Below are 22,141 nucleotides of genomic sequence, written 5' to 3' on the forward strand. Positions count from 1 at the left end.
TTAGCAAGATACAGTTTCTGCTTCTAATAATTCTTTTGCACCTTTGTATTCTACACCATGAGCTTCTGCAACTGCTTCAAATGTTACATAGCCATCTAATGTATTAATACCTTTTAATAATGCAGAGTTGCTTAGGCAAGCTTCTTTGTAGCCTTTGTTTGCAATTTGTACTGCATATGGCACTGTTACGTTTGTTAATGCAAGAGTTGATGTACGTGGAACCGCACCTGGCATGTTTGCAACTGCATAATGAACAACACCGTGTTTTTCGTAAGTTGGGTTGTCATGAGTTGTAATGCGGTCAGTTGTTTCGAAAATACCACCTTGGTCAATTGCGATATCTACTACAACAGAACCTGGTTCCATTGATTTAATCATTTCTTCTGTTACAAGTTTTGGCGCTTTTGCACCTGGAATTAATACCGCACCGATTACAAGATCAGACTCTTTTACAGCTTCTGCAATATTGTACGGGTTAGACATTAAAGTTTTCACTTGGTTACCGAAAATGTCATCTAATTGACGAAGACGTTCTGCACTTAAGTCGATGATTGTAACATCCGCACCTAGTCCAACTGCAATTTTAGCAGCATTTGTACCAGCTTGTCCACCACCGATAATTGTTACTTTACCACGTTTTACCCCTGGAACGCCTGCTAGTAAGATACCTTTACCGCCTTTGTTTTTCTCAAGGAATTGCGCACCGATTTGTGCTGCCATACGACCAGCTACTTCACTCATAGGTGCAAGTAATGGTAAAGAACGATTTTCTAATTGTACTGTTTCGTAAGCGATAGCTACAACTTTCTTTTCAATTAAAGCTTTCGTTAATTCTGGTTCTGGAGCTAAGTGTAAGTATGTGAATAGAATTAAACCTTCGCTGAAGTGTTTGTATTCGCTTTCAATTGGTTCCTTAACTTTCATTACCATATCCATGTTCCAAGCTTCTTCAGCTGTGTCAACGATTTTCGCACCTGCTTCAATATACTCAGCATCTGTAAAACCAGATCCTAAACCTGCACCCTTTTGAATGAATACTTCGTGATTGTTACGAACTAAATGTACAACACCAGCTGGTGTCATTGCCACACGGTTTTCGTTGTTTTTAATTTCTGTTGGTACCCCAATACGCATAATGAAATGCCCCCTTATAATTAACAGAAAAAAGAAATTCTTTTTTCTTTTTATAATAATTAATAACTTATGTCCTTATTCTAGCATAACTTTGAAATTATGAAAACGCTAACATATCAAATTTTAAAAGTTTATATTTTTAGAATAGTGTAAATATAAAGAACTTTATTCCCTAGGGAGATTCCCTATATCTCGCTTATTTAACACTCTATTTTCATTATAACCTTTGTAATTCAATATTACCCTTTTATTATTTGACAATAATATAACAATGTGAAAAATCAACATAAATCGCATACATATACAATCGAATTTTCCTGTAATATTTTAGAGATATATTCTTTTTTATATAAATCCATTTTGTTTTCTCAATATACACGACGCTACCATGAAGAAAAGGTAACTTGCACTCGTTTTCTCCTTTTGGTTTCACACGGCAGGGGGCTAAGCCAAAAAGGGCTCTGTCCTCTTCTCCCCATGGCTGGATGCTCTCTCCCACCTAAAAAAAGTTTTTATCTTTTTTCACTTTGCATTTATATAATAAAAAAACAGCTACCGATATTTAACCGGCAGCTGGATAACTGAGAAACAACTTTGAAAATAAATCTTCCGTTGTTTCTGTAATCTTATCAAACACATCTGTTTCACTTTCTTCTTGCTCTTTCATCATTTTAATGGTTTCTTGCGCATCCACAGGATAGTCTGTAATAATCCCATCGACATTCAGTTTATAATATTTTTTTAAGCTTTCCATATCATTTACAGTCCATACATAAATCGGCTTATTTAATTTACGGGCTGATTTTACTAAGCGTTTGTTTAACATATATTCTTCCGCTACATAGAAATCGGCTTGCACATATTTTAAGTTAGCCCTACTTGCATATAATATATATCCTACTTTTATATTTGGATTTGCACGTTTAAATTCTTTAATGAGCGGATAGTGCAATGTTTGAATGACACATTGCTTTTCAAAGTCATTTTCTTTAATTGTGTCTAATACTTTCTTTACAAAATCTTTTTCATTTCCGTGCAATTTCACTTCTATATTCAGTTTTATCTTGTTTTCTGCAAGCTTAATCATCTCATCAAGTGTGCTAATTTTCCCTGTGAATCCATCTTGACTAAGAGTCAGTTTTCGAAGCTCATCCATCGTTAAATCTGAAACTTGTACATTCGCATTCGCAAGACGCTTTAGCTTTAAATCGTGTATCACTGCCAATTCACCATCTTTTGTTTGCAACACATCAATTTCAGCATAATCCGCTTTCGCATCAATCGCACCTTGCAGAGCCTCTTTCGTGTTCTCTACTCCTTTGGAAACATATCCACGATGCGCCATAATAATCGGCTCTTTATAGGAGTTCGTAATAAACGTTACAATAAAAGCTACAACCATACCGACTGTAAAAACACCGACAATATATACGCCAATAAACTTCAGGCGATGTTTTTTAAAGAAACATTTATCCGCTTTCGTTTTGGAATAATCTAAGCCTTCTTCTAATAAAACATCTCCAACTGGGACCTTTTGTAAATAAAGTCTTGTCAATGCCATAATATAAAACGGAGTTATAATAAAGCTAAATAGATACAATGTACTCGTCAAAAATACAGATAAGGTAGATTCTGCTAGTAGGGCAAATGTCCCTTTTGGATTCGTAAATTCATACACACCCCATAAAATTAAGAAATATACACCCATAAATAAGACAAATACAATCCCTATCGAGATAAAAAATCCAACTAAAAAGAACAAAACTTTAAAAAAGCTTTCTTTTACCAAGTTTGCACTTTTACGTGCAGCTGTGCGAAACGGTTTTTCTTCTAATACAATAATAGGTAAAACAAAGATCCAGCGAAGATTCAAGTATGCAACTACAGCAAAGAACGTGTAATAACCTACTTGTCCCATTGTTGTTTTAAACAATTCACCTGTAATAAAATTAGGAATTTGAATTTCTGGGATTAGCGCAGATTTATATCCCAAGCTTAAAAGAGGTAATAGTACAACTGCATATAAAATGAATCCTGGCAAGCAATATGTAAAAAGAGAAGGTAAATACGTTACTGTTTTATACAAAATCGGACGTAACCTCACCTTTTGCCGTTTATGAGCAAAATATGAAATAATAATAAGAACTGCAAATTCCGTAAAAATGAGGAAGAGTGCCAATATCGATAAAATGACAATAGCCGCGATTCCATATGGCGTTTTTAGAAAGGCTAACAATTCATCATTTGTTGCATTTGCATAGCCACCCCAATATAATAACTTGTTAAAAATCATACCGAATAGCGGTATAAACACAATAGCCGCTACTAATTTATATGCGAGTTGAAATGATAATACATTCCAAAAAGCAAATTGTACCGTTTGAAAGGAATGTCTCATAACTCCTGGTATAGATAATCTTTTACGGTGTTGCATAAATTCCTCCAAATTCTAAAACTATATTTGAAATGGATTCCATTTCACAGTCATCTTTTTATAATAATATATTCCGCTTAACATGAACACTCTTATACATTCACAAAAAAGAGTGATGAGTACTTTCTCATCACCCTTTTTGTTTTTATTTTTTCTCTAATCCTTGTCCAAACGCTTTTAAAAAGCTAAATCCAAAAGTAATGGCTCTGTTAATATCCGGGTCTTTCAGCACTTTAAAAAAGTCCATTACTTTTGTTTTCTTTCCTTTGTTCAATTCATCTGTTGCAAACTGTAATCCTGTAACTAAGCTAGATGTGATCTGTTTTGTCATTTCTGGGTCGACTGAAGATAAAGCCTCTCCTGCCCCCATCATATTATTTAATGCATTTTTGACTGGTTCACGGTTTAATTGCTCAATTGCAATTTTAGAAACATCTTCTTTGGCAGCAAGTAGACTGATTGCCGCATCTAAAATACCAGCTTGCTGCAACCCTGCTAACAACTGCATCGTTTCTTCTACCGCCTCACGATTTTCCACTAATTGTGTTAACAGTTCATCTGATAACTGTTGTTTCTTTTCTTCTTCTGTAACTACCTTTTTTTGAATCAATGTAATTTCTTTTGCCACTTTCTTCGCCCCCTAGTTCTGATCCACAAGTGATACATATTGTTTTCGTTGCCATTTCTGCTGAATTTCAACACCATTTTGCGGATGACGTTTTTTATCTCTTGGGTTCGAAGCAGGAAGTGGGCGATTTCCTTTTTCGCGCAACACACGCATTTTCACCATCGTTTGTTTATAAGCTGGTGTGCAAGTATACAGGTCTGTCGCTGTTCCTGTTAAAATATTAATCGCTTCTTCATTTACTGTCGCGTGCATCGGTAAATATAGCTCATTTCCAGTCACACGATCTGTAACAAGTGCCTGTACTTTAATTTTCCCAAACGGTGATGCTAACTCGACAAGTCCGCCATCTTTCACATTCCGCTCAGCAGCAAGCTCTGGTGAAATTTCAACAAACACATCAGACATTTTAGATAAAATTCCTACTGATTTATTTGTCATATTCCCTTCATGGAAATGTTCGAGTAAACGACCATTATTTAATAATAAATCGTATTCTTCTGGTGCTTCAACCGGCGGAATCCATTCATCCAATGATAGACGTGCTTTTTTATCTGGGAAATTAAAGCCATCTACATATAATAGTGGTGTGTCGCTACCATCATGACTACCCCAACATAAACTATTCCATCCTTCTAAGCGGTCGTATGTGGCTTGGGAATAATACGGCGCGAGTGATGCAATTTCATCCATAATTTCACTTGGGCTTTCATAATTCCAATCACCACCGAGGGCACGAGCTACTTTTTGTAGGATCCACCAGTCCGGTTTAGAATCACCAAGTGGTTTCATAGCTTCATATAAACGCTGAATACGACGCTCTGTATTCGTAAATGTTCCTTCTTTTTCTAGACTTGGTGCCGCTGGTAAAATAACATCAGCAAAACGAGCTGTTTTTGATAAGAACATGTCTTGAACTACAAGGAAATCAAGATTACTTAAAATGTGTTGCACATGATTCGCATTAGAATCGACCAACGCCATTTCTTCTCCCATTACATACATACCACGTAGTTTTCCTTCTTCTGCTGCAGCAAGCATCGCAATATTATTCAGTCCTGGCTCTTTCGGAATGGTAGTTCCATATGCTTTTTCAAATTTCGCACGAAGCGTATCATCCGACACTGCTTGATAACCCGGAAGCCAGTTTGGTAATGTTGCCATATCACAAGCACCTTGTACATTATTATGCCCACGGAGTGGATATGCACCTGCACCCGGTCGGCGATAGTTACCTGTTACAAGAAGTAAGTTTGAAATCGCTGCGGATGTTGTACTTCCTCCTGTATTTTGCGTAACACCCATACCCCAAAGTACACAAGTACCGTCTGCTTCATATACCATACGAGCTATTTCTTTTAATGTATCTTTAGAAATACCTGTAATATTTTCTGTATAATCAAGTGTGTATTTCTCTAACATCTTGCTATATTCATCAAAGTTTTTCACATTTTCGTCTAAGAATTTTTTATCATGCCAGCCTTGATCAATAATATATTTTGTTATACCCGCAAGCCAGACATAATCTGTTCCTTGACGTGGATGAATAAACAGGTCAGCACGCTCTGCCATTTCATGTTTACGAAGATCTGCCACAATTAACTTTTGTTCCTGTAATTTGTGAGCACGCTTCACACGAGTAGCAAGTACCGGGTGTCCTTCCGTTGGATTCGCTCCCACAATAATGACAAGGCCAGCTGCTGCAATATCTTTCACTGTTCCTGCGTCTCCGCCTATACCAACAGTTTTTGTTAACCCATCGCTTGCTGGTGATTGACAGTAACGGGAACAGTTATCTACATTATTTGTTCCATATATTTGACGAGCTAGCTTTTGCATTAAATAGTTTTCTTCATTTGTTACTTTTGAAGAAGAAATAAATCCAAATGCATCGCTACCATATTCAGATTTAATGTGCTGCATATTGGATGCAACAACCTCTAAAGCTTCTTCCCATGATGCTTCAACGAACATATCTCCTTGACGAATCAACGGTTTCGTAATGCGGTCCTCACTGTTTACAAAGTCCCAGCCGAATTTTCCTTTCACACATGTAGAAATTCCGTTTACTGGCGCATCTGATACAGGTTGTACTTTTAAAATTTGACGGTCTTTCGTCCAAACTTCGAACGAACAACCTACACCGCAAAATGTACAAACTGTTTTCGTCTTGTTAATCTTCGTTTTGCGCATTGCAGATTCAACTTCTGAAACTGCTAAAATACTACTATATCCAGGTTCTACATCCTTTACAAAATCAATCATTGGGTCTAACACATCCGGTTTTAATCCGGTCATAAACCCAGCTTCCCCAAGCATAGATTTTTCCATTAATGCGTTACAAGGACACACCGTTACACATTGCCCGCAACTCACACAAGATGAATCGTTAATACTTACGCCGCTATCCCAAATTACACGCGGACGATCTAAATTCCAATCAATTGATAATGTTTCGTTTACCTGTAAATTCTGACATACTTCTACACATTGCCCACAAGCAATACATTGATTCGGATCGTAACGATAAAATGGATGAGTCATGTCTACTTCTTTTGCACTAACTTTCGGTTCATATGGATATTTCTGTTCCTCAATCCCCATCATATGTACCGTATTATGAACTTTACAGTTCCCGTTATTATTATCACATACTGTACAGTACAATAAATGGTTCTCTAATATTCGATCCATTGCTTCCGTTTGTGCTTCTTTTGCACGTGCTGATTTTCTTTCAATGTGCATACCATTTTCTAATTTTGTTGAACAAGCACGCATTAATTTTCCATCTACCTCCACAATACATGTATCACAAGTTTGAATTGGATCTACTTCCGGTACATGACAAATCTGTGGATGCTCTAAATCACTTTCGTTAAATAATTGCAGTATCGTCTTTTCACCAGATGAAAGAAAGTCTTTTCCATCTATAGTTACACGAACCGTTTGCTCTGCCATAGTTCCCCTCTCCTTACAACTAACTGTACAATAAATTTTTGAATCCGCTTTCAAAACTTTATTGTTGTACATTTTTTGAAACGCTCTGCTGAAATCCTATCTTAGAAGTCGATTCTTGATGCTATAAGGTATAAAAATGACACTATTCTACCACTCTATTATATCTCACATATACAATAATAACCAAATAATATATAGAAACTAAGAACAAACGTACAACCTGTCTTTTTAGGTGGAATAGAGCATTGGGCCATGCATAGACACACATTCCTTTTTCCCCTTTCCTCCCCCATTCCAAGTAAAACAAAAAGTGCAGATTACTTAAAATTTATCTCGCTATTTCTGGGCAGTAAGACCTCCACCTCAAGATTCAGAGAGAACTAAGGAATGAAGTTACCTACTGATGAAAGTTTCACTATATACATAACAGATGCTTTTATTTTTTTTATGTTTTATGATAAATAGTAAGAAAAATACATATGAAGGGGAAAATACGATGGGGCCTGTCCAAGAAACATGTAAAATGGTACGTTATCAAGCTGGAACATTCCTTGAACAAGAAGATAAAATTGTCACAGAACATCCTGTAACAATTAAATTAAATGGGGAAGAATACGTAACAGTTGTATGTACTCCAAATTATATTGAAGATATGGTAATAGGTTTTTTAATTTCTGAAGGAATTATCGCTTCTTATGAAGGTATTGATGAGCTATGGATACAGAAAGACAAAGGGGTTGTCCACGTAAAAACATCACAAATCAATCCTCTCTATCAAACACTATATAACAAACGATATGTCACTTCTTGTTGCGGAAAAAGTAGACAAGGTTTTGTGTTTGTAAATGATGCAGCAAAAGCAAAAAATTTACATGATATACATGTAACAGTTACTCCAGAAGAGTGCTTTCATTTAATGAATACCTTGCAACACTCTTCTACTACATTTCGTCAAACCGGAGGAGTTCACAATACTGCTCTTTGCGATCGAAATACCATTCTCCTATCCAGAATGGATATCGGTAGACATAACGCATTAGATAAAATATATGGTCATTGTCTACGTAACCATATCCCCATCAAAGGAAAAATCATTGCATTTAGTGGCCGAATTTCATCTGAGATTTTACTAAAAGTTTCTAAAATCGGTTGTGAAATTGTTCTTTCTAAATCAGCTCCAACAAAATTAGCTTTGCAACTTGCTCATGATTTAGGCATTACAGTAGTCGGGTTTATTCGTAATGATTCTTGTAATATTTATACTCACCCAGAACGAATTGAAGGATATATAACAGACAAAAATGATTCCTAGCAAGGGAATCATTTTTTAGTTATAAAAATGTAACATACTTAATTGTTGAATAGTTAATAAAGTTAATATATAATTTCATTACATAAAGCGAGACAAAAAACAAAAGAAGATACATGTTTTTCTCGCATATATCTACTTATTCTTTTACAAATTAAGAATGAGTACGTAAAGAATATGTTTATGAATACACAGTAGATATTCTATGAATATAATCATCATACTCTTACGGATCCCCCTGCTTTAAACACTAAAGCGGCGTATTCATTTTCCTATAGAGTGAGCTAAACTGAGGAGGTTACTGATATGGAAATTCGTTTATTAACAAAAGAAGATGCAAAAATTTATTTAAAAGTGTGTATGGAAGGATTAACACAAAATCCAGAAGCCTTTAGTTCTTCTTATGAAGATGTACTAAAACATGAGGATCCAGTTGCTGCAATGGCAAAACGTTTAGCTAACCCTGATAAGTATACCCTTGGTGTCTTTAAAGATAACGATTTGATTGGAATTGCTACTTTAGAAACAAAACCATTTATTAAACAAGAACATAAAGCGAAAATCGGATCTGTTTACGTCTCTCCAAAAGCTCGCGGTCTTGGGGCTGGACGTGTATTAATAAAAGCCATTATTGAAAATGCTCATAAATTACATGTAGAACAACTCATGCTCGATGTTGTCGTTGGAAATGTAGCTGCGAAAAAGCTGTACGAATCACTTGGTTTCCAAACATACGGTGTACAAGAGCGTTCCTTAAAACATAATGGACAGTATTGGGATGAAGAACATATGGTTTTATTTTTAAATAGCTAATGATAGATTTTCACAAAAGTACCTTTTGATACAAAGGTGCTTTTTTCTTACAACAATGTAATATTCATGTCATCTAATTGAATGGTTCTCTTCCCTCCTCTTCCCTATACTAAAAGTACGAAATCACACCCAAAAGAAATAAAAGATAAAAAAATAATAGCAGTAATAGCATAAAAATCAGTAACCGGAGGAACAACAGATATGAAACAGCACAAACATCTTATTTTTTTAATTTGTGGCACAATAATCGTCACTTCAGGATTAGCAATTCTTCCTTGGTTTATATAAAACTTCTATCACCTTTTAATTCCTCCCTATGCAAATAAAAAAAGCTCATTGTTTCTCCAAACGAAACAACGAGCTTATACATCTATTATAGAATTCCGAAAAATTTATTCGCACACGTTACAATGATTAGCATAGATACGGCAACACACATTACAACAGCATTGCGATCTTGTTTATCCTTTTGGAAACGTTCTTCTTTTTTACTCATGTGTATATTCCCCTTTTAAAAAAAGTGTGAGATAGGAAATTTTCCTTATCCGATGCGAGGTGAATACGAAATTTCTCGCTATCTCACATACACAATAGAATGGAATTGTCATTTTATAAATAAAATGACATGACGTTATGTCGCAACATAGGGTATTTTGTGTCGCTACGCCTTTTATTATAAAAAAGAGTTGTGCAAAAGTAGTGCATTTTTTATGTCAATTGCCTTAGTAGAAAAAATACACTACAATTCAATCACATAAACAGAGTTTTTTATTATTTTCATGTAAACTATACAAAGTAGAAATGAATGTTTTGAGGTGCACAAGACCATGATAAAAATCTTATTAGTAGACGACGAAGAACGCATGTTACGATTATTAGATTTATTTTTAAGTCCACGCGGTTATTTTTGTATGAAAGCCACGTCTGGCATAGAAGCTCTTGAACTAATTCAGCAAAAAAACTTCGATATCATTTTGTTAGATGTCATGATGCCAAATATGGATGGATGGGATACATGTTATCAAATCCGCCAAATCTGCAATGTTCCAATCATAATGTTAACAGCTCGTAATCAAAACTACGATATGGTTAAGGGACTCACAATGGGGGCCGATGACTATATTACAAAACCTTTTGACGAACAAGTACTCGTTGCACGAATTGAAGCTGTACTGCGCCGAACAAGAAAGGATGGTTTTATTAGCTTCAATGGTATTGAATGGGATAAAACCAAACATACTGTCACTGTTTACGACGAAAAAATTTCACTTACACCTATCGAGTTTTCGTTACTAGGACTGTTTTTACAAAATACGAATCGAGCATATAGCCGTGATGATTTAATTGAAAAAATATGGGGATATCAAACCGATATTGAATACCGTACTGTCGACTCACATATCCGCAATATCCGTGATAAATTACGAAAAAAAGATTTTCCTGTTGAAAAATACTTAGAGACTATCTATAAAGTGGGATATAAGTGGAAAAGTGAATGAGAATTGACTTCTCCCACTTAAAACTCGTTAAACAAGCATAATAAAACTCTGGTCGGTAGTGAGTTTCTTTCTGCTGGCCATTAATGTGAAATAAAGGTATGGTGACAAAATGAATAAACTATCCCTCAAGGTTGGTACATACTTTTTAATCTTAGCTCTATGTATTGAAACAATTGCCTTTTTATCTTTTCATACGAGTCTTGCGAACATGCGCATCGATGAAGAAAAAACAGCCCTTTTAGAAAAAGGCAAGCGCTATAGTAAATTTATTGCTAGACGTTATAGCACACGCGCTTTGGAGCATGCTGCAGCAATGGAATCCCACTCTGATTCAGATACAAAATTAGTCATAACAGATACGAATGGGCAAGTTCTTTCCGCCTCTGATCCTGTCACAAACGAAATGAAAAAGCAGCTTGACTACAAAATACAATCTATTTCAACAGATGGAACGATGGTTGAACAAAACTGGAAAACATCAAAGTTTATTTCAACAGCAACTCCAATTATCGTTCACAGGCAAGTTATTGGATATGTACATATGTTTTTAGATACAGCCTTCTTAGAGAAAATGATCCTTCGTTTAACACGTCAATTTATGATTATCGGTATATTAACGCTTCTTTTAACAACAATTTCTGTATTTATTTTTTCTCGCGTCATTACTGATCCACTTATTAAAATGAAACGAGCAACAGAAAAAATGTTAAAGCTAAATAAACCAATTAAATTGGGAATTACACGAAATGATGAACTTGGTAGTTTAGCTAAAACCATTGAAGAATTATCAAGCGAATTAACCTATATGAAAAAAGAACGAAATGAATTTCTTGCAAGCGTTGCTCACGAACTTCTCACACCACTCACCTATATGAAAGGCTATGCCAAAGTTGCAAAACGAGAGTCTTTATCTAAAGAGGAGCGTGAAGAATACTTGCAAATTATCGAAGACGAAACCGATAGTGTAACAGAACTTGTTCAAGATTTATTTGACCTTGTGCAATTAGAACAACATCAATTTGTTATTAAAAAACAGAAAATGCCACTCTTGCCTTTTCTGGAACGGATGATTGAAAAAACAAAGACTACGTTTGTTAAGAAACAAATAAAAATTAAATTTTACTGCGCAGATAATCCTAATGTCTGTATGGATGAACGCCGCATGGAACAAGTGATGCTAAATTTATTACACAACGCCTATCAGCATTCTTATGAACAGTCTGTTATTACTGTACACGCCTATCAAAATGGGAATACTTTTTCTATAAGTGTGCAAGATGAAGGAGAAGGGATTCCGCAAGAAGAGATTCCACATATTTTTGATCGTTTTTATCGGGTTGATAAATCAAGAACGCGGGCTACGGGTGGTAAAGGAATCGGTCTAGCTGTTGTAAAAGAAATTGTTGAGTTACATAGCGGCTCCATTCAAGTAAAAAGTAAGCTTGGAATGGGAACAGAATTTATTATTACATTACCAATCGAATAATATAATTTTTCGTCTATCACCAGTAGTATCTTTACGAAAAATCTACTGGTGATATTATGTTAATAGCTACTATTTATTGGAATTTCATTTACAAACTCAATAAAATACTACTAACAAAAGCTAGCTTTTTGAAATTATTCTTATTTCAATATAAAATATAATTACATCTGTCAAAGATTTGGAGGGTGATATAATTGGATATCCATGTATTAACAAAGGATGAAGCAGAAATTTACTTAGAGCTTCGTGTAGAAGGATTAAAGCAAAATCCTGAGGCTTTCAGTTCTTCTTATGAAGATATTATTAATAAAGAATGCCCGATTGAGTATAAAGCACAAAAATTAGCGCAAGATGAAAACTATACGCTAGGTGCGTTTAAAGACGGAAACTTAATCGGGGTTGCAACCTTAGAAACGAAACCATACGTGAAACAAGAGCATAAAGCAAAAATTGGTTCGGTATATGTATCGCCAAAAGCACGTGGACTTGGAGCAGGAAAATCTCTTATTAAAGAGTGTATTGAACTTGCAAAAACATTAGAAGTAGAACAAGTTATGCTTGATGTTGTGGTCGGAAATGATGGTGCAAAAAAACTTTATGAATCATTAGGCTTCAAAACATTTGGTGTACAAGAGCGTTCTTTAAAATATAACGGTCAGTACTGGGATGAAGAGCATATGGTTTTATTCTTAGATGAAGAGAAATAAGAAAAACATCCTCACATGCATGAGGATGTTTTTTATTTTCCGACAAGATATGTAAATGTAAAACACACTACTCCAATGATAATTATAACCACTATATAATGAACAGATGGAAAAAATATAGTAAATATTCCATAAAGAACAGCTAGTATTAATACTGCGCTTACTGAATAGAGACCCCCTTTACATATTGGCTCTAGGTACACATAACTCGAAACATACACAATAATTGTCAGTATGATGCCATACAAAATCCCAGTGTATATATTTAACTTCTCTGGTCCCAATAATATGCTTATTAATCCAGCAATAATAATGATATTTTGTATTCTTTTATCCCGTTGTAACTTTACAATAACTTCTTTCACCAAACTCCTCCTATTTTTCCAAAAACCACACCTGATATAGCAATTGAGTGGCCTCTTCAATCTCTTCCTCCGATAAAATAGCAAACCCAAGTAAAACTGTATTTTTTGAAGTAGTCCCTTCTTTATAATACATAGACACTGGATATACCCTTATGCTATTTTCAGCCGCTCTTTCTATTAATTCTTCTTCCAACATCCCATTGTGAACCTTTAATAAAATATGTAAGCCAGAATCTTCTCCTATCACGTCCACCTTATTAGAAAAGTACCTTTCTATCGCTGAGACAAGAGCATCTCTCTTTTTTCGATAAACAACTCGCATCTTATGAATATGTTTTTCCCAATGTCCTTCGTTTAAAAATCTTCTAATAATTTCTTGATCGATTCTTGAAACACTTTGTGTATAAAATAAATATTGTGTTTGATACAACTCGATTAATTGTTTTGGCAATACCATATAGCTCATTCGTAATGATGGGAGCAATGCTTTTGAAAGTGTTCCCATGTAAATTACATTTCCCTCTGTATCAAGTCCTTGCAATGCGGGAATCGGCTTTCCAGAGTAACGAAACTCACTATCATAATCATCTTCAATAATATAACGCCCACTCTCTCCTTGTGCCCATTGTAATAGTTGCATCCGTCTTTTAATTGGCATAATCATTCCACACGGAAATTGATGAGATGGGGTAACGAACACAACATTTGCATTACTACCTTCTAAATCTGAAATACAAATCCCATCCTTATCAAGCGAGAGCATCTGGACATTTTCTTCACCTTTCTCAAAGACAACTAATTTCCGGTGATATCCTGGATTTTCAACTGCAAAATAGCTTCTCTTTAGCAACTGAAACAACATTCTTATTAAAAACTGTGTGCCAGCTCCTATTACAATTTGGCTTGCTGAACATCTCACACCTCTTGATTCATATAAATATTTCGCCATCTCTTCACGTAAACTCAATTCACCTTGGGGATGACCAAGAAATAGTAGGTCCTTATTTTCTAGTTGCCATACCTCGTTTGAAATCTTTCGATATACAGAGAACGGAAATGAATTTGCATCTACACCAGTTTGTGTAAAATCATATTTATATTTCTGTTCCCTGTACAATACTTCTTTCACGACTTCTCTTTTTTGCACTGTATGCATCATTTGTTCTATTTCACATACAAAATAGCCTGTGCGTGACATCGATTCAATATATCCCTCTGCAAGAAGCTGTTCATATGCCGATTCCACCGTATTTTTACTCACTTCTAAATGCGCCGCTAACTTTCTTTTTGCTGGGAGCTTCGTCAAAGGAGGAATTTTTCCACTTCTTATTTCTGCTTTTATATATTCGTATAACTGTACATACAGCGGGATTTTTTCCTCCATATTCAAATTTGGTGTTAATTCTAACATGAAATCTGACCCCTTTATAAAATTAATTATTGATACTTTTTATAGTACCAGAAGTTATATATAATTCCTTTTATCATGTAAACTTTGAAAAATCAATCTTAGAAAGGAGCATCATGATGATGAACAATAGCAGACGACTCGGCCTCATTATGATTATTACAGGAGCTACTTTATGGGGATTATCAGGTCCGATGATTCAGTGGCTTTTTCAACATACGAAAATATCATCTATCGATTTTTTAGTCATTCGTCTATTACTTGCTGGGGTCTTTATTTTATGGTTCTTACTTTTAAAAAAACAAAATATATTTCGCATTTGGCAAAGCCCGCGCCATCTTTTACAACTGATCATTTTCTCTATTCTTGGAATGCTTGGCGCCCAGTATGCTTTTATTGAAACAGTGCATATTAGCAACGCAGTTACCGCTACTTTATTCCAGTTTTTAGGGCCAGTTCTCATTACTGTTTATGTTGCACTGCGGCATAAAAAACTTCCTTCCACTATGCAAGTATTAGCAATTGTCGCTGCTCTAACAGGCACATACTTTATCATTACCAATGGATCCGTTCAAAATATTGTTTTATCGAAGGAAGCTATTTTATTCGGTCTCTTAACAGCAATTGGATTTGCCTTTTACACACTTCACCCAGCTTCCCTTATTAAACAATGGGGGACGACTCTTATTATTGGTTGGGGGATGCTAATAGGAGGTATTGCACTATTCATTTATAATCGCTCTTTTGAATGGAAACAACTTTCGCAAACCTTTACGTTACAAACATTTTCTATGCTAATTTTAATTATTATAAGTGGAACACTTTCTTTTCTTCTTTACATTGGCAGTCTAAAATATTTATCAGCAACAGAGACTAGTATTTTATCTAGTATTGAACCGCTTGTGGCAGCTGTTATTTCCATCACTTGGCTAAAAGAATCTTTCGGAGCATACCAATTACTAGGCGGTGTATGTATCGTCATCGCTGTTATTTTCTTAACAATGCCAGAAAAAGAAGCAGAGCCTACATTCACACCGGAACAAATATAGTACAAAATGTCAAAAGAGGTCATACTAAACTTATGACCTCTTTTTTATGAATGAAAAGGAATTGGCCGCTCTTCTAACAAATACAATTACACTAACAACGAAAAATAGGAGTGTGGCAAGATGAAAAAAATTGGAACTGCGCTACTTTTCTCCTGTCTCATCACTGGATGTACCTCAATCGAACAAGATTCCAAAGCACCAAGAAAAGAAATAATAGAGACTTCAAACCCTCAAACAAATGCACCCTCATTTTTTCATTTAAGCGTCTTAAAAGATGTTAACTGGGAAGAAAGTCCTTCCTTTGTTGATGGAAAAACACCGTTACGAGGCATTGAAGGAAAAATTGCAATTGCAGATAGTACTTTCATTGCTGGTGAGAAAAATAAACAGATGTGGTTCTTCCTCGATCCGCAAATACCATCTGGAAAACTATCTATTATTGCTTTAAAACAAGGGTCTACAACACCCACTCCCGTACTCTTCCAAGATGAAATTTCCGAACAAACTTGGACTGCTCCTACTCCCATTCATTCAAATATAAAAGAACTTCCTTTCCTTATGTCACTGCCTTCTCCTGGATTATGGTTATTAAATGTATATATTGGTGAGAAATATTATGAACAAATTGTTATTCATGTAGAAAAAAGTGACAAAGCTTAATCTCTTCCTTACAACAATGTAATTCTCGTGTCATCTACTTCGATAGTTGTATCTCCCTCTCTCTCTTATACTAAAAGTAAGAAATGAAACAATAAACAAGGAGAGATGAGAGATGAAAAAAGTGATGGAAGTTGTAGTGGCAGTAGTAGAAGTTTTCGTAAACGGAAAACAAGTTGCGATGGAGTTGAACAAATAATGAAACAAAAAAAATTCATTACGAATCGTATAAGACAATAAAAGGAGATAAGGCTTCATCACTGTTTTGATCCCTTATCTCCTCAGAGAAACAGTACCTTTTCTAAAAAAAGGTACTGTTTCTTACTATTTCAAATAACTTGGTATCTTTTTTATTTGTGCTACACCTGATTCGATTGCTGCCTTCGCTACTGCAGCAGCCACACTTGGTACAACTCTTTTATCTAGCGGATTTGGAATTACATAGTTCTCATTCCGTTCCTCATCAGTAATGATGTTTGCAATTCCATATGCTGCAGCTAACTTCATTTCTTCTGTAACATCTGTCGCACGTACATCTAGTGCACCGCGAAATATTCCAGGGAACGCTAACACATTATTTACCTGGTTTGGAAAATCAGAACGTCCTGTTCCAACAACCGCTGCCCCGGCCTCTAGTGCATCTTCTGGGAATATTTCTGGAATTGGATTTGCCATTGCAAACACAATCGGTTTTTCATTCATAGTCTGCACAAGTTCTTTTGTTAATACGTTAGGAGCAGATACACCGATAAAAATGTCTGCACCGTCAATCGCTTCTTTTAATGTTCCACATACAAATTCACGATTTGTTTCTTTCGCAATCTCGATTTGTGCCGGATTCATCCATGATTCGCCTTCACAAACAATCCCTTCTAAACTTACTAGTGTAATATGCTGTGCGCCTGCATTTAATAACAATTTACCAATTGCAATCCCTGCAGAACCGGCACCATTAATGACAATCTTCACTTCATCTATCTGTTTGTTTACAACTTTTAAAGCATTAATAACTGCAGCTAAAACAACAATTGCTGTTCCGTGCTGATCATCATGGAACACTGGAATATTTATTTCTTCTTTTAAGCGCTTTTCAATTTCAAAACAGCGCGGCGCGGCAATATCTTCTAAATTAATACCAGCAAATGTAGGTTCTAAATTTTTAACAATGGTTACGATTTCATCTACATCAGTCGTTCCAAGACAAAGCGGAAATGCATCTACATTCGCAAACTTTTTAAATAAAATACTTTTCCCTTCCATAACAGGCATAGCTGCTTTTGGTCCAATATCACCTAATCCGAGTACTGCTGTTCCATCCGAAACAACTGCAACCATATTACCGCGCGCTGTATAATCATAAGCTGTTTCTTCATCTGCAGCGATTGCTTTACAAGACTCAGCCACTCCTGGTGTATATGTCAAACTTAAATCATCTGCTGAATTTACTTCTACTTTACTTGTAATTTCAATTTTCCCTACCAATTCTTTATGAAGTAATAATGAACGCTCTTTAATTTGACTTTCTAACATAGTTACAATCTCCCTTTAATTTGACAAGCTAGCTACATCTTTATATAGCTAGCTTGTCTGATAGTAAGTAATTTAAGAAAACATTTTTAACAAAATCGTTGCTGTTACGACCATTGCAGCTCCGCCCAAACGCGTAGAAATTTGCGCAAATGGCATCAATTCCATACGATTTGAAGCTGATAAAATCGCAACGTCTCCAGTTCCACCTAATCCACTATGGCATCCTGTTACAATCGCAGATTCAACTGGGTACATTTTCATTACTTTCCCAACAAGAAAGCCAGTCGCTATCATTGTAAGTACTACTGACGCGCATACAACAACATATCCAACTGAAAGAACAGCTGCTACGTCTTTTAATGGAATGTATAACAATCCTAAACCAACCATTAATGGCCAGGTTAAGTTTTTCGAAATAAATTTATATAAATGATATGCTCCTTGCTCCATTTTTGCCGGCATTAGTTTAAAGTACTTCACAATCGCTGCAGAGAAGATCATAATGATTGCCCCTGGAATACCAATAAATTTAGAAGCAAATCCGCCAAAGATAAAGAATGTACATGCGATTAATAAACCTGCTCCCATTAATGAGAAATCAATTGGTTTTTCTGTATTTTGTTCTTTTAATAACTCTGCTTGATTATCTGTTTTTACTAATACACCATTACCACTAAGCTCGGGTCTTTTTTCACCTAGACGTTTCATATATCCTGCACTTACAATCGCAAACATATTTCCAATAATAGCTGCTGGAATTAGCTGTGATACAAATGTCGCAGAAGATTCATTTAAAATATCACTGTAGGCTAAAGAAAGTGGTAAAATCCCTTCTCCGATACCACCGCTCACAATCGGTACAATGATAAAGAAGAACGTTCGCTTCATTTCAAATCCAAATAATGATCCAACTAATAATCCAACTACAATAGAAGCGATTGTTCCTACAACTAATGGAATAAACATACGAACAAACCCTTGTACTAACACTTTACGGTTCATTCCTAAAACACTTCCGACTACTAAACAAGAAATATATAAATATAAAAAGTTCGACTTTTTCATTAATGTAGTAGCAGCTTCCATTGAAGCTGGATTCATCCAATTAAAAAATACAAGTAATGATGGAATAAATAATGAGAGAATTGCTGGTCCACCAATATTTTTTAAAATCGGGATCCGCATTCCAATATCACCTAAGAAAATCCCCATAATCATAATGACTGCAAATCCACCAATCATATCAGCAGGTAATTTGTTATATACAGATGCTCCATAAATAATAGCTGCTAATACGATATATAACGGTAAAGGTATAACACCAATTTTAATATTCATAATTTTCTGTACAAAAGTTTTTTGTTCCATCTCTGTTGTTTTCACGGATGATACCGCTTCCACTTCTTTTTGAATCCCCATATAGGCACCCCCTTATATTCCTATTCACAATATTAAAACGCTTTCAATAATAAAAATAGTTTTTGTAAGTTTTGTAACTAATTTTGTAATTAAAAAAAGTATAAGCGGCTTACATAAGCCGCTTATACATAAAAACGTATTTTACTTTCATCGATACATCGTAATTTACTTACCGGTCTCCCCACATGTTGATAGACCATTTCATTTTCTAAAACTCCTATTTCAGTTAAAAACATGACGTACTTTCGAATAGAAACCCTTGAAATTCCAACTAATTGCGCCATTTCATCTGTTGTAAACACTTGTCCATGAAGTAATTCTATTTGCTTCCAAATTAACTGTAATGTTTGCTTTGTTAGCCCTTTTGGCAGTTCCTTATTTGCATGAATTTCTACTTTTTCTTTTTGTAAAATCAATGTATCTAATTCAGATTGACTAATATTTTGTTGTTCTTTCATGAACATAAATTTCTCACGATATGCCGTTAATGCTTCCTTAAACCGTTCAAATGTAAACGGTTTAATTAAATAATCAACAACTCCATATTGCAGCGCTTTTTTTATACTCCCCATATCATGCACAGCTGAAATCATCATAACATCAATTTCTTTTTTCTGATTCCGAATGTGCATTAACAATTCAAATCCTGTATCACCAGGCATAAAAATATCCAGCAAGATAAAATCTATATGTACTTTCTCTAGTATATCTACTGCTTCTTTCACAGAATTAACTGCCTGGACAAGTTCAAATCCTCCTACCTGCTCCAAATAATGCTTATTTAACATCGCTACCATCGGATCATCTTCTACAATCAAAACTTTGATCATGTTCCTATCTCATCCCTACTTTTGTATGGTATTTCAATGGTTATGGTCGTTCCCTTCCCTAATAATGACTCGACCTGCATGTTTCCATTTATTCGCTTTAAACTATCCTTTACAAGATACAAGCCATACCCTCGATTCTCTCCTTTTGTGGAATACCCTTTGATAAATACTTTGTCAATTTCTTCTTGCTGAATTCCAACTCCTGTATCTTTAACTGTGATAATCAACGTATCCTGATATTGAATAGAAATATCTACTCGTTTATATTCACAATTCACTACCGCATCTAATGCATTGTCGATTAAATTTCCTACAATTGTAATGAGTTCATGAATAATATGTTCATCATATGGCTCTGGTAAGTAAGAATTTTCGCTTACAATAAGTTGTATATTCTTTTCCCTTGCGTAACTAAGTTTACCAAGCATAAATCCTGCAAATACAGGATTTTTTATTTTTCGCATCACACCACCAATTTCATATTGATGCTCCGAGACCATGTTACTAATGTAGGTCTCTAATTGTTCATAATGCTTCATATGTGTAAGCCCTAATACAACATGCATCTTATTCATAAACTCATGAGATTGCGCCCGAAGCGCTTCTGCATAAAGTCGAATATCCATTAATTGTTCTGCTAATTGCCTAATCTCTGTTTTATCACGAAATGTTGCAATCGCACCAACAATTTCTCCTTTAACATATAAAGGAACTCTGTTTGTAACAATGGTAATTCCATAAAGATTTTGTTCCTCATACAATTGTGCTTCCCCCGTTTGTAACACTTCCTTTATACATGAGTTAGGCATATACTTCTCAACATCTTTGCCAATAAAATCTTCTTCGAGACCACTTTTCTTAAATAACCGTTTCGCTTCGTTATTAATTAAAGTAACTCTCGCATTTTTATCAACAGCAATAATTCCTTCTTTAACAGATTGTAACATCGTATTCCGTTCTTCTAAAATTTTTGCGATTTCGCTAGGTTCAAGATTAAATAAAATTTTCTTAATATGTCTAGCTAATAAAATAGCACCTATAATTCCAACTAAGATTCCAACACTGATACCAATATAAATAATGTGTCTACTCTCTTTTACCCTCTCATATACATTATCAGCTGAAATACCGACAGCTACAACTCCCATTTGTTCTCTCGTTTCAGAAAAAATAGGTACAAACACGCGCATAGAGATTCCCAATGTTCCTTCTGCCATCGATACATGTTCTTTCCCTTTCAAAGCTACCCCTTCATCCCCTCCTACAAAATGATGACCGATTTTTTGAGGATCAGGGTGAGATTTTCGAATACCATTCATATCCATGACTACAATAAATTGTACATCTGTATTTTTTAATAATCGGTTTGTATACATTTGAATTTCAGATATATCTTTTCTTCCTGCTAAAGCATCAATGACAAGTGGTGAATTCGCTACAATACGCGCAATTGTTTTTGCTTTTTCAGCTTGGCTTTCTTCAGTCGTGCGTTCGACATTATGACTAATTAAAATATCTGTTACAAGTAAAGAAAGTAAAATAACAGTACACACTAGCAATGTAATCGTTTTCCATAAACTTAACAGCTTTTTTCTTTTCCTCATCCCTTTATTGTCTCCCTTATTTCTTCTTTACTGCATGCGAAATCTATCTTACTTATTCTTTTTTAGAAATACAACAATTTCACAAAATAAGGACATCTACCTTCATTCATTCTCTCACAAAATTTTCTATCCACTTTTTTATTCTTACAATAATGTAATTCTTATGTCATCTACTTCGATAGTTGTATCACATGATCTCTTTTATACTAAAAGTAAGAAATGAAACAACAAACAAGGAGAGATGAGAGATGAAAAAAGTGATGGAAGTTGTAGTGGCAGTAGTAGAAGTTTTCGTAAACGGAAAACAAGTTGCG

18 protein-coding genes are annotated in these 22,141 nt (G+C 35.0%); 7 read left to right on the forward strand and 11 right to left on the reverse strand.

All coding sequences use genetic code 11. The features are described 5' to 3' along the window. From ald to fdhF, 4 genes are all read right to left on the reverse strand, one after another. A complete protein-coding gene (gene ald / locus AC1M36_RS20040) occupies positions 1-1,134 on the reverse strand; it encodes an alanine dehydrogenase (protein WP_336452926.1) in 1,134 nt (377 codons plus the stop codon). Positions 1,135-1,696: 562 nt separating this feature from the next. Continuing rightward, entirely contained in the window at positions 1,697-3,568 is a 1,872-nt protein-coding gene (locus tag AC1M36_RS20045; protein WP_336452925.1) for a glycerophosphodiester phosphodiesterase, read from the reverse strand. Between the two features lie 145 nt (positions 3,569-3,713). Next, on the reverse strand, positions 3,714-4,196 hold the full coding sequence (locus tag AC1M36_RS20050; RefSeq protein WP_336452924.1) for a helical membrane plugin domain-containing protein: 483 nt from the start codon (positions 4,194-4,196) through the stop codon (positions 3,714-3,716). 12 nt (positions 4,197-4,208) lie between these two features. Continuing rightward, positions 4,209-7,151, reverse strand: coding sequence for a formate dehydrogenase subunit alpha (gene fdhF, locus AC1M36_RS20055; protein WP_336452923.1), 2,943 nt, complete (start codon positions 7,149-7,151; stop codon positions 4,209-4,211). Between the two features lie 496 nt (positions 7,152-7,647). Here fdhF and fdhD point away from each other — a divergent pair, with 496 nt between their 5' ends. Then, entirely contained in the window at positions 7,648-8,463 is an 816-nt protein-coding gene (gene fdhD / locus AC1M36_RS20060; RefSeq protein WP_336452922.1) for a formate dehydrogenase accessory sulfurtransferase FdhD, read from the forward strand. A 303-nt stretch (positions 8,464-8,766) separates the two neighbouring features. Then, a complete protein-coding gene (locus tag AC1M36_RS20065; protein ID WP_336452921.1) occupies positions 8,767-9,273 on the forward strand; it encodes a GNAT family N-acetyltransferase in 507 nt (168 codons plus the stop codon). 373 nt (positions 9,274-9,646) lie between these two features. Here the strand turns inward: AC1M36_RS20065 and AC1M36_RS20070 are convergent, their stop codons facing one another. After that, entirely contained in the window at positions 9,647-9,769 is a 123-nt protein-coding gene (locus AC1M36_RS20070; RefSeq protein WP_098335770.1) for a hypothetical protein, read from the reverse strand. A gap of 331 nt (positions 9,770-10,100) precedes the next feature. Here AC1M36_RS20070 and AC1M36_RS20075 point away from each other — a divergent pair, with 331 nt between their 5' ends. From AC1M36_RS20075 to AC1M36_RS20085, 3 genes are all read left to right on the forward strand, one after another. Further along, positions 10,101-10,772: a response regulator transcription factor gene (locus AC1M36_RS20075; RefSeq protein WP_336452920.1), complete on the forward strand. Its 672-nt coding sequence runs from the start codon at positions 10,101-10,103 to the stop codon at positions 10,770-10,772. A 109-nt stretch (positions 10,773-10,881) separates the two neighbouring features. Then, a complete protein-coding gene (locus tag AC1M36_RS20080; protein WP_336452919.1) occupies positions 10,882-12,258 on the forward strand; it encodes a sensor histidine kinase in 1,377 nt (458 codons plus the stop codon). Positions 12,259-12,452: 194 nt separating this feature from the next. Next, on the forward strand, positions 12,453-12,965 hold the full coding sequence (locus tag AC1M36_RS20085) for a GNAT family N-acetyltransferase (RefSeq protein WP_336452918.1): 513 nt from the start codon (positions 12,453-12,455) through the stop codon (positions 12,963-12,965). A 32-nt stretch (positions 12,966-12,997) separates the two neighbouring features. Here the strand turns inward: AC1M36_RS20085 and AC1M36_RS20090 are convergent, their stop codons facing one another. Both AC1M36_RS20090 and pdxR read right to left on the reverse strand, forming a co-directional pair. Next, entirely contained in the window at positions 12,998-13,330 is a 333-nt protein-coding gene (locus tag AC1M36_RS20090; RefSeq protein WP_479846129.1) for a hypothetical protein, read from the reverse strand. A gap of 10 nt (positions 13,331-13,340) precedes the next feature. Continuing rightward, the gene (gene pdxR, locus AC1M36_RS20095) at positions 13,341-14,741 is read right to left on the reverse strand and encodes a MocR-like pyridoxine biosynthesis transcription factor PdxR (protein WP_336452916.1); all 1,401 of its coding nucleotides are present in this window, start codon (positions 14,739-14,741) and stop codon (positions 13,341-13,343) included. Between the two features lie 119 nt (positions 14,742-14,860). On the opposite strand from pdxR, the gene AC1M36_RS20100 reads away from it, so the two are divergent. Together AC1M36_RS20100 and AC1M36_RS20105 are read left to right on the forward strand one after the other, a co-directional pair. Then, complete coding sequence (locus AC1M36_RS20100) at positions 14,861-15,787, forward strand: DMT family transporter (protein WP_336453033.1); 927 nt, start codon at positions 14,861-14,863, stop codon at positions 15,785-15,787. A 120-nt stretch (positions 15,788-15,907) separates the two neighbouring features. Next, on the forward strand, positions 15,908-16,447 hold the full coding sequence (locus tag AC1M36_RS20105; RefSeq protein WP_336452915.1) for a DUF4871 domain-containing protein: 540 nt from the start codon (positions 15,908-15,910) through the stop codon (positions 16,445-16,447). Positions 16,448-16,768: 321 nt separating this feature from the next. On the opposite strand, the gene AC1M36_RS20110 is transcribed toward AC1M36_RS20105, so the two are convergent. From AC1M36_RS20110 to AC1M36_RS20125, 4 genes are all read right to left on the reverse strand, one after another. Further along, entirely contained in the window at positions 16,769-17,974 is a 1,206-nt protein-coding gene (locus AC1M36_RS20110; RefSeq protein ID WP_336452914.1) for an NAD(P)-dependent malic enzyme, read from the reverse strand. Positions 17,975-18,046: 72 nt separating this feature from the next. Beyond that, positions 18,047-19,393: a 2-hydroxycarboxylate transporter family protein gene (locus AC1M36_RS20115; protein WP_336452913.1), complete on the reverse strand. Its 1,347-nt coding sequence runs from the start codon at positions 19,391-19,393 to the stop codon at positions 18,047-18,049. 122 nt (positions 19,394-19,515) lie between these two features. After that, positions 19,516-20,223: a response regulator gene (locus tag AC1M36_RS20120; RefSeq protein WP_336452912.1), complete on the reverse strand. Its 708-nt coding sequence runs from the start codon at positions 20,221-20,223 to the stop codon at positions 19,516-19,518. Next, entirely contained in the window at positions 20,220-21,827 is a 1,608-nt protein-coding gene (locus tag AC1M36_RS20125) for a sensor histidine kinase (RefSeq protein WP_336452911.1), read from the reverse strand. The genes AC1M36_RS20120 and AC1M36_RS20125 overlap by 4 nt, the downstream gene beginning before the upstream one ends. Between the last annotated feature and the right edge of the window lie 314 nt (positions 21,828-22,141).

Source organism: Bacillus sp. Medicinal_06, assembly GCF_056711665.1.

Bases quoted from the DNA above. Each gene is read 5' to 3' on its own strand.
- ald (WP_336452926.1), bottom strand. From the start codon at position 1,134: ATGCGTATTGGGGTACCAACAGAAATTAAAAACAACGAAAACCGTGTG.
- AC1M36_RS20045 (WP_336452925.1), bottom strand. From the start codon at position 3,568: ATGCAACACCGTAAAAGATTATCTATACCAGGAGTTATGAGACATTCC.
- fdhF (WP_336452923.1), bottom strand. From the start codon at position 7,151: ATGGCAGAGCAAACGGTTCGTGTAACTATAGATGGAAAAGACTTTCTT.
- fdhD (WP_336452922.1), top strand. From the start codon at position 7,648: ATGGGGCCTGTCCAAGAAACATGTAAAATGGTACGTTATCAAGCTGGA.
- AC1M36_RS20065 (WP_336452921.1), top strand. From the start codon at position 8,767: ATGGAAATTCGTTTATTAACAAAAGAAGATGCAAAAATTTATTTAAAA.
- AC1M36_RS20070 (WP_098335770.1), bottom strand. From the start codon at position 9,769: ATGAGTAAAAAAGAAGAACGTTTCCAAAAGGATAAACAAGATCGCAAT.
- AC1M36_RS20075 (WP_336452920.1), top strand. From the start codon at position 10,101: ATGATAAAAATCTTATTAGTAGACGACGAAGAACGCATGTTACGATTA.
- AC1M36_RS20080 (WP_336452919.1), top strand. From the start codon at position 10,882: ATGAATAAACTATCCCTCAAGGTTGGTACATACTTTTTAATCTTAGCT.
- pdxR (WP_336452916.1), bottom strand. From the start codon at position 14,741: ATGTTAGAATTAACACCAAATTTGAATATGGAGGAAAAAATCCCGCTG.
- AC1M36_RS20100 (WP_336453033.1), top strand. From the start codon at position 14,861: ATGAACAATAGCAGACGACTCGGCCTCATTATGATTATTACAGGAGCT.
- AC1M36_RS20105 (WP_336452915.1), top strand. From the start codon at position 15,908: ATGAAAAAAATTGGAACTGCGCTACTTTTCTCCTGTCTCATCACTGGA.
- AC1M36_RS20110 (WP_336452914.1), bottom strand. From the start codon at position 17,974: ATGTTAGAAAGTCAAATTAAAGAGCGTTCATTATTACTTCATAAAGAA.
- AC1M36_RS20115 (WP_336452913.1), bottom strand. From the start codon at position 19,393: ATGGGGATTCAAAAAGAAGTGGAAGCGGTATCATCCGTGAAAACAACA.
- AC1M36_RS20120 (WP_336452912.1), bottom strand. From the start codon at position 20,223: ATGATCAAAGTTTTGATTGTAGAAGATGATCCGATGGTAGCGATGTTA.
- AC1M36_RS20125 (WP_336452911.1), bottom strand. From the start codon at position 21,827: ATGAGGAAAAGAAAAAAGCTGTTAAGTTTATGGAAAACGATTACATTG.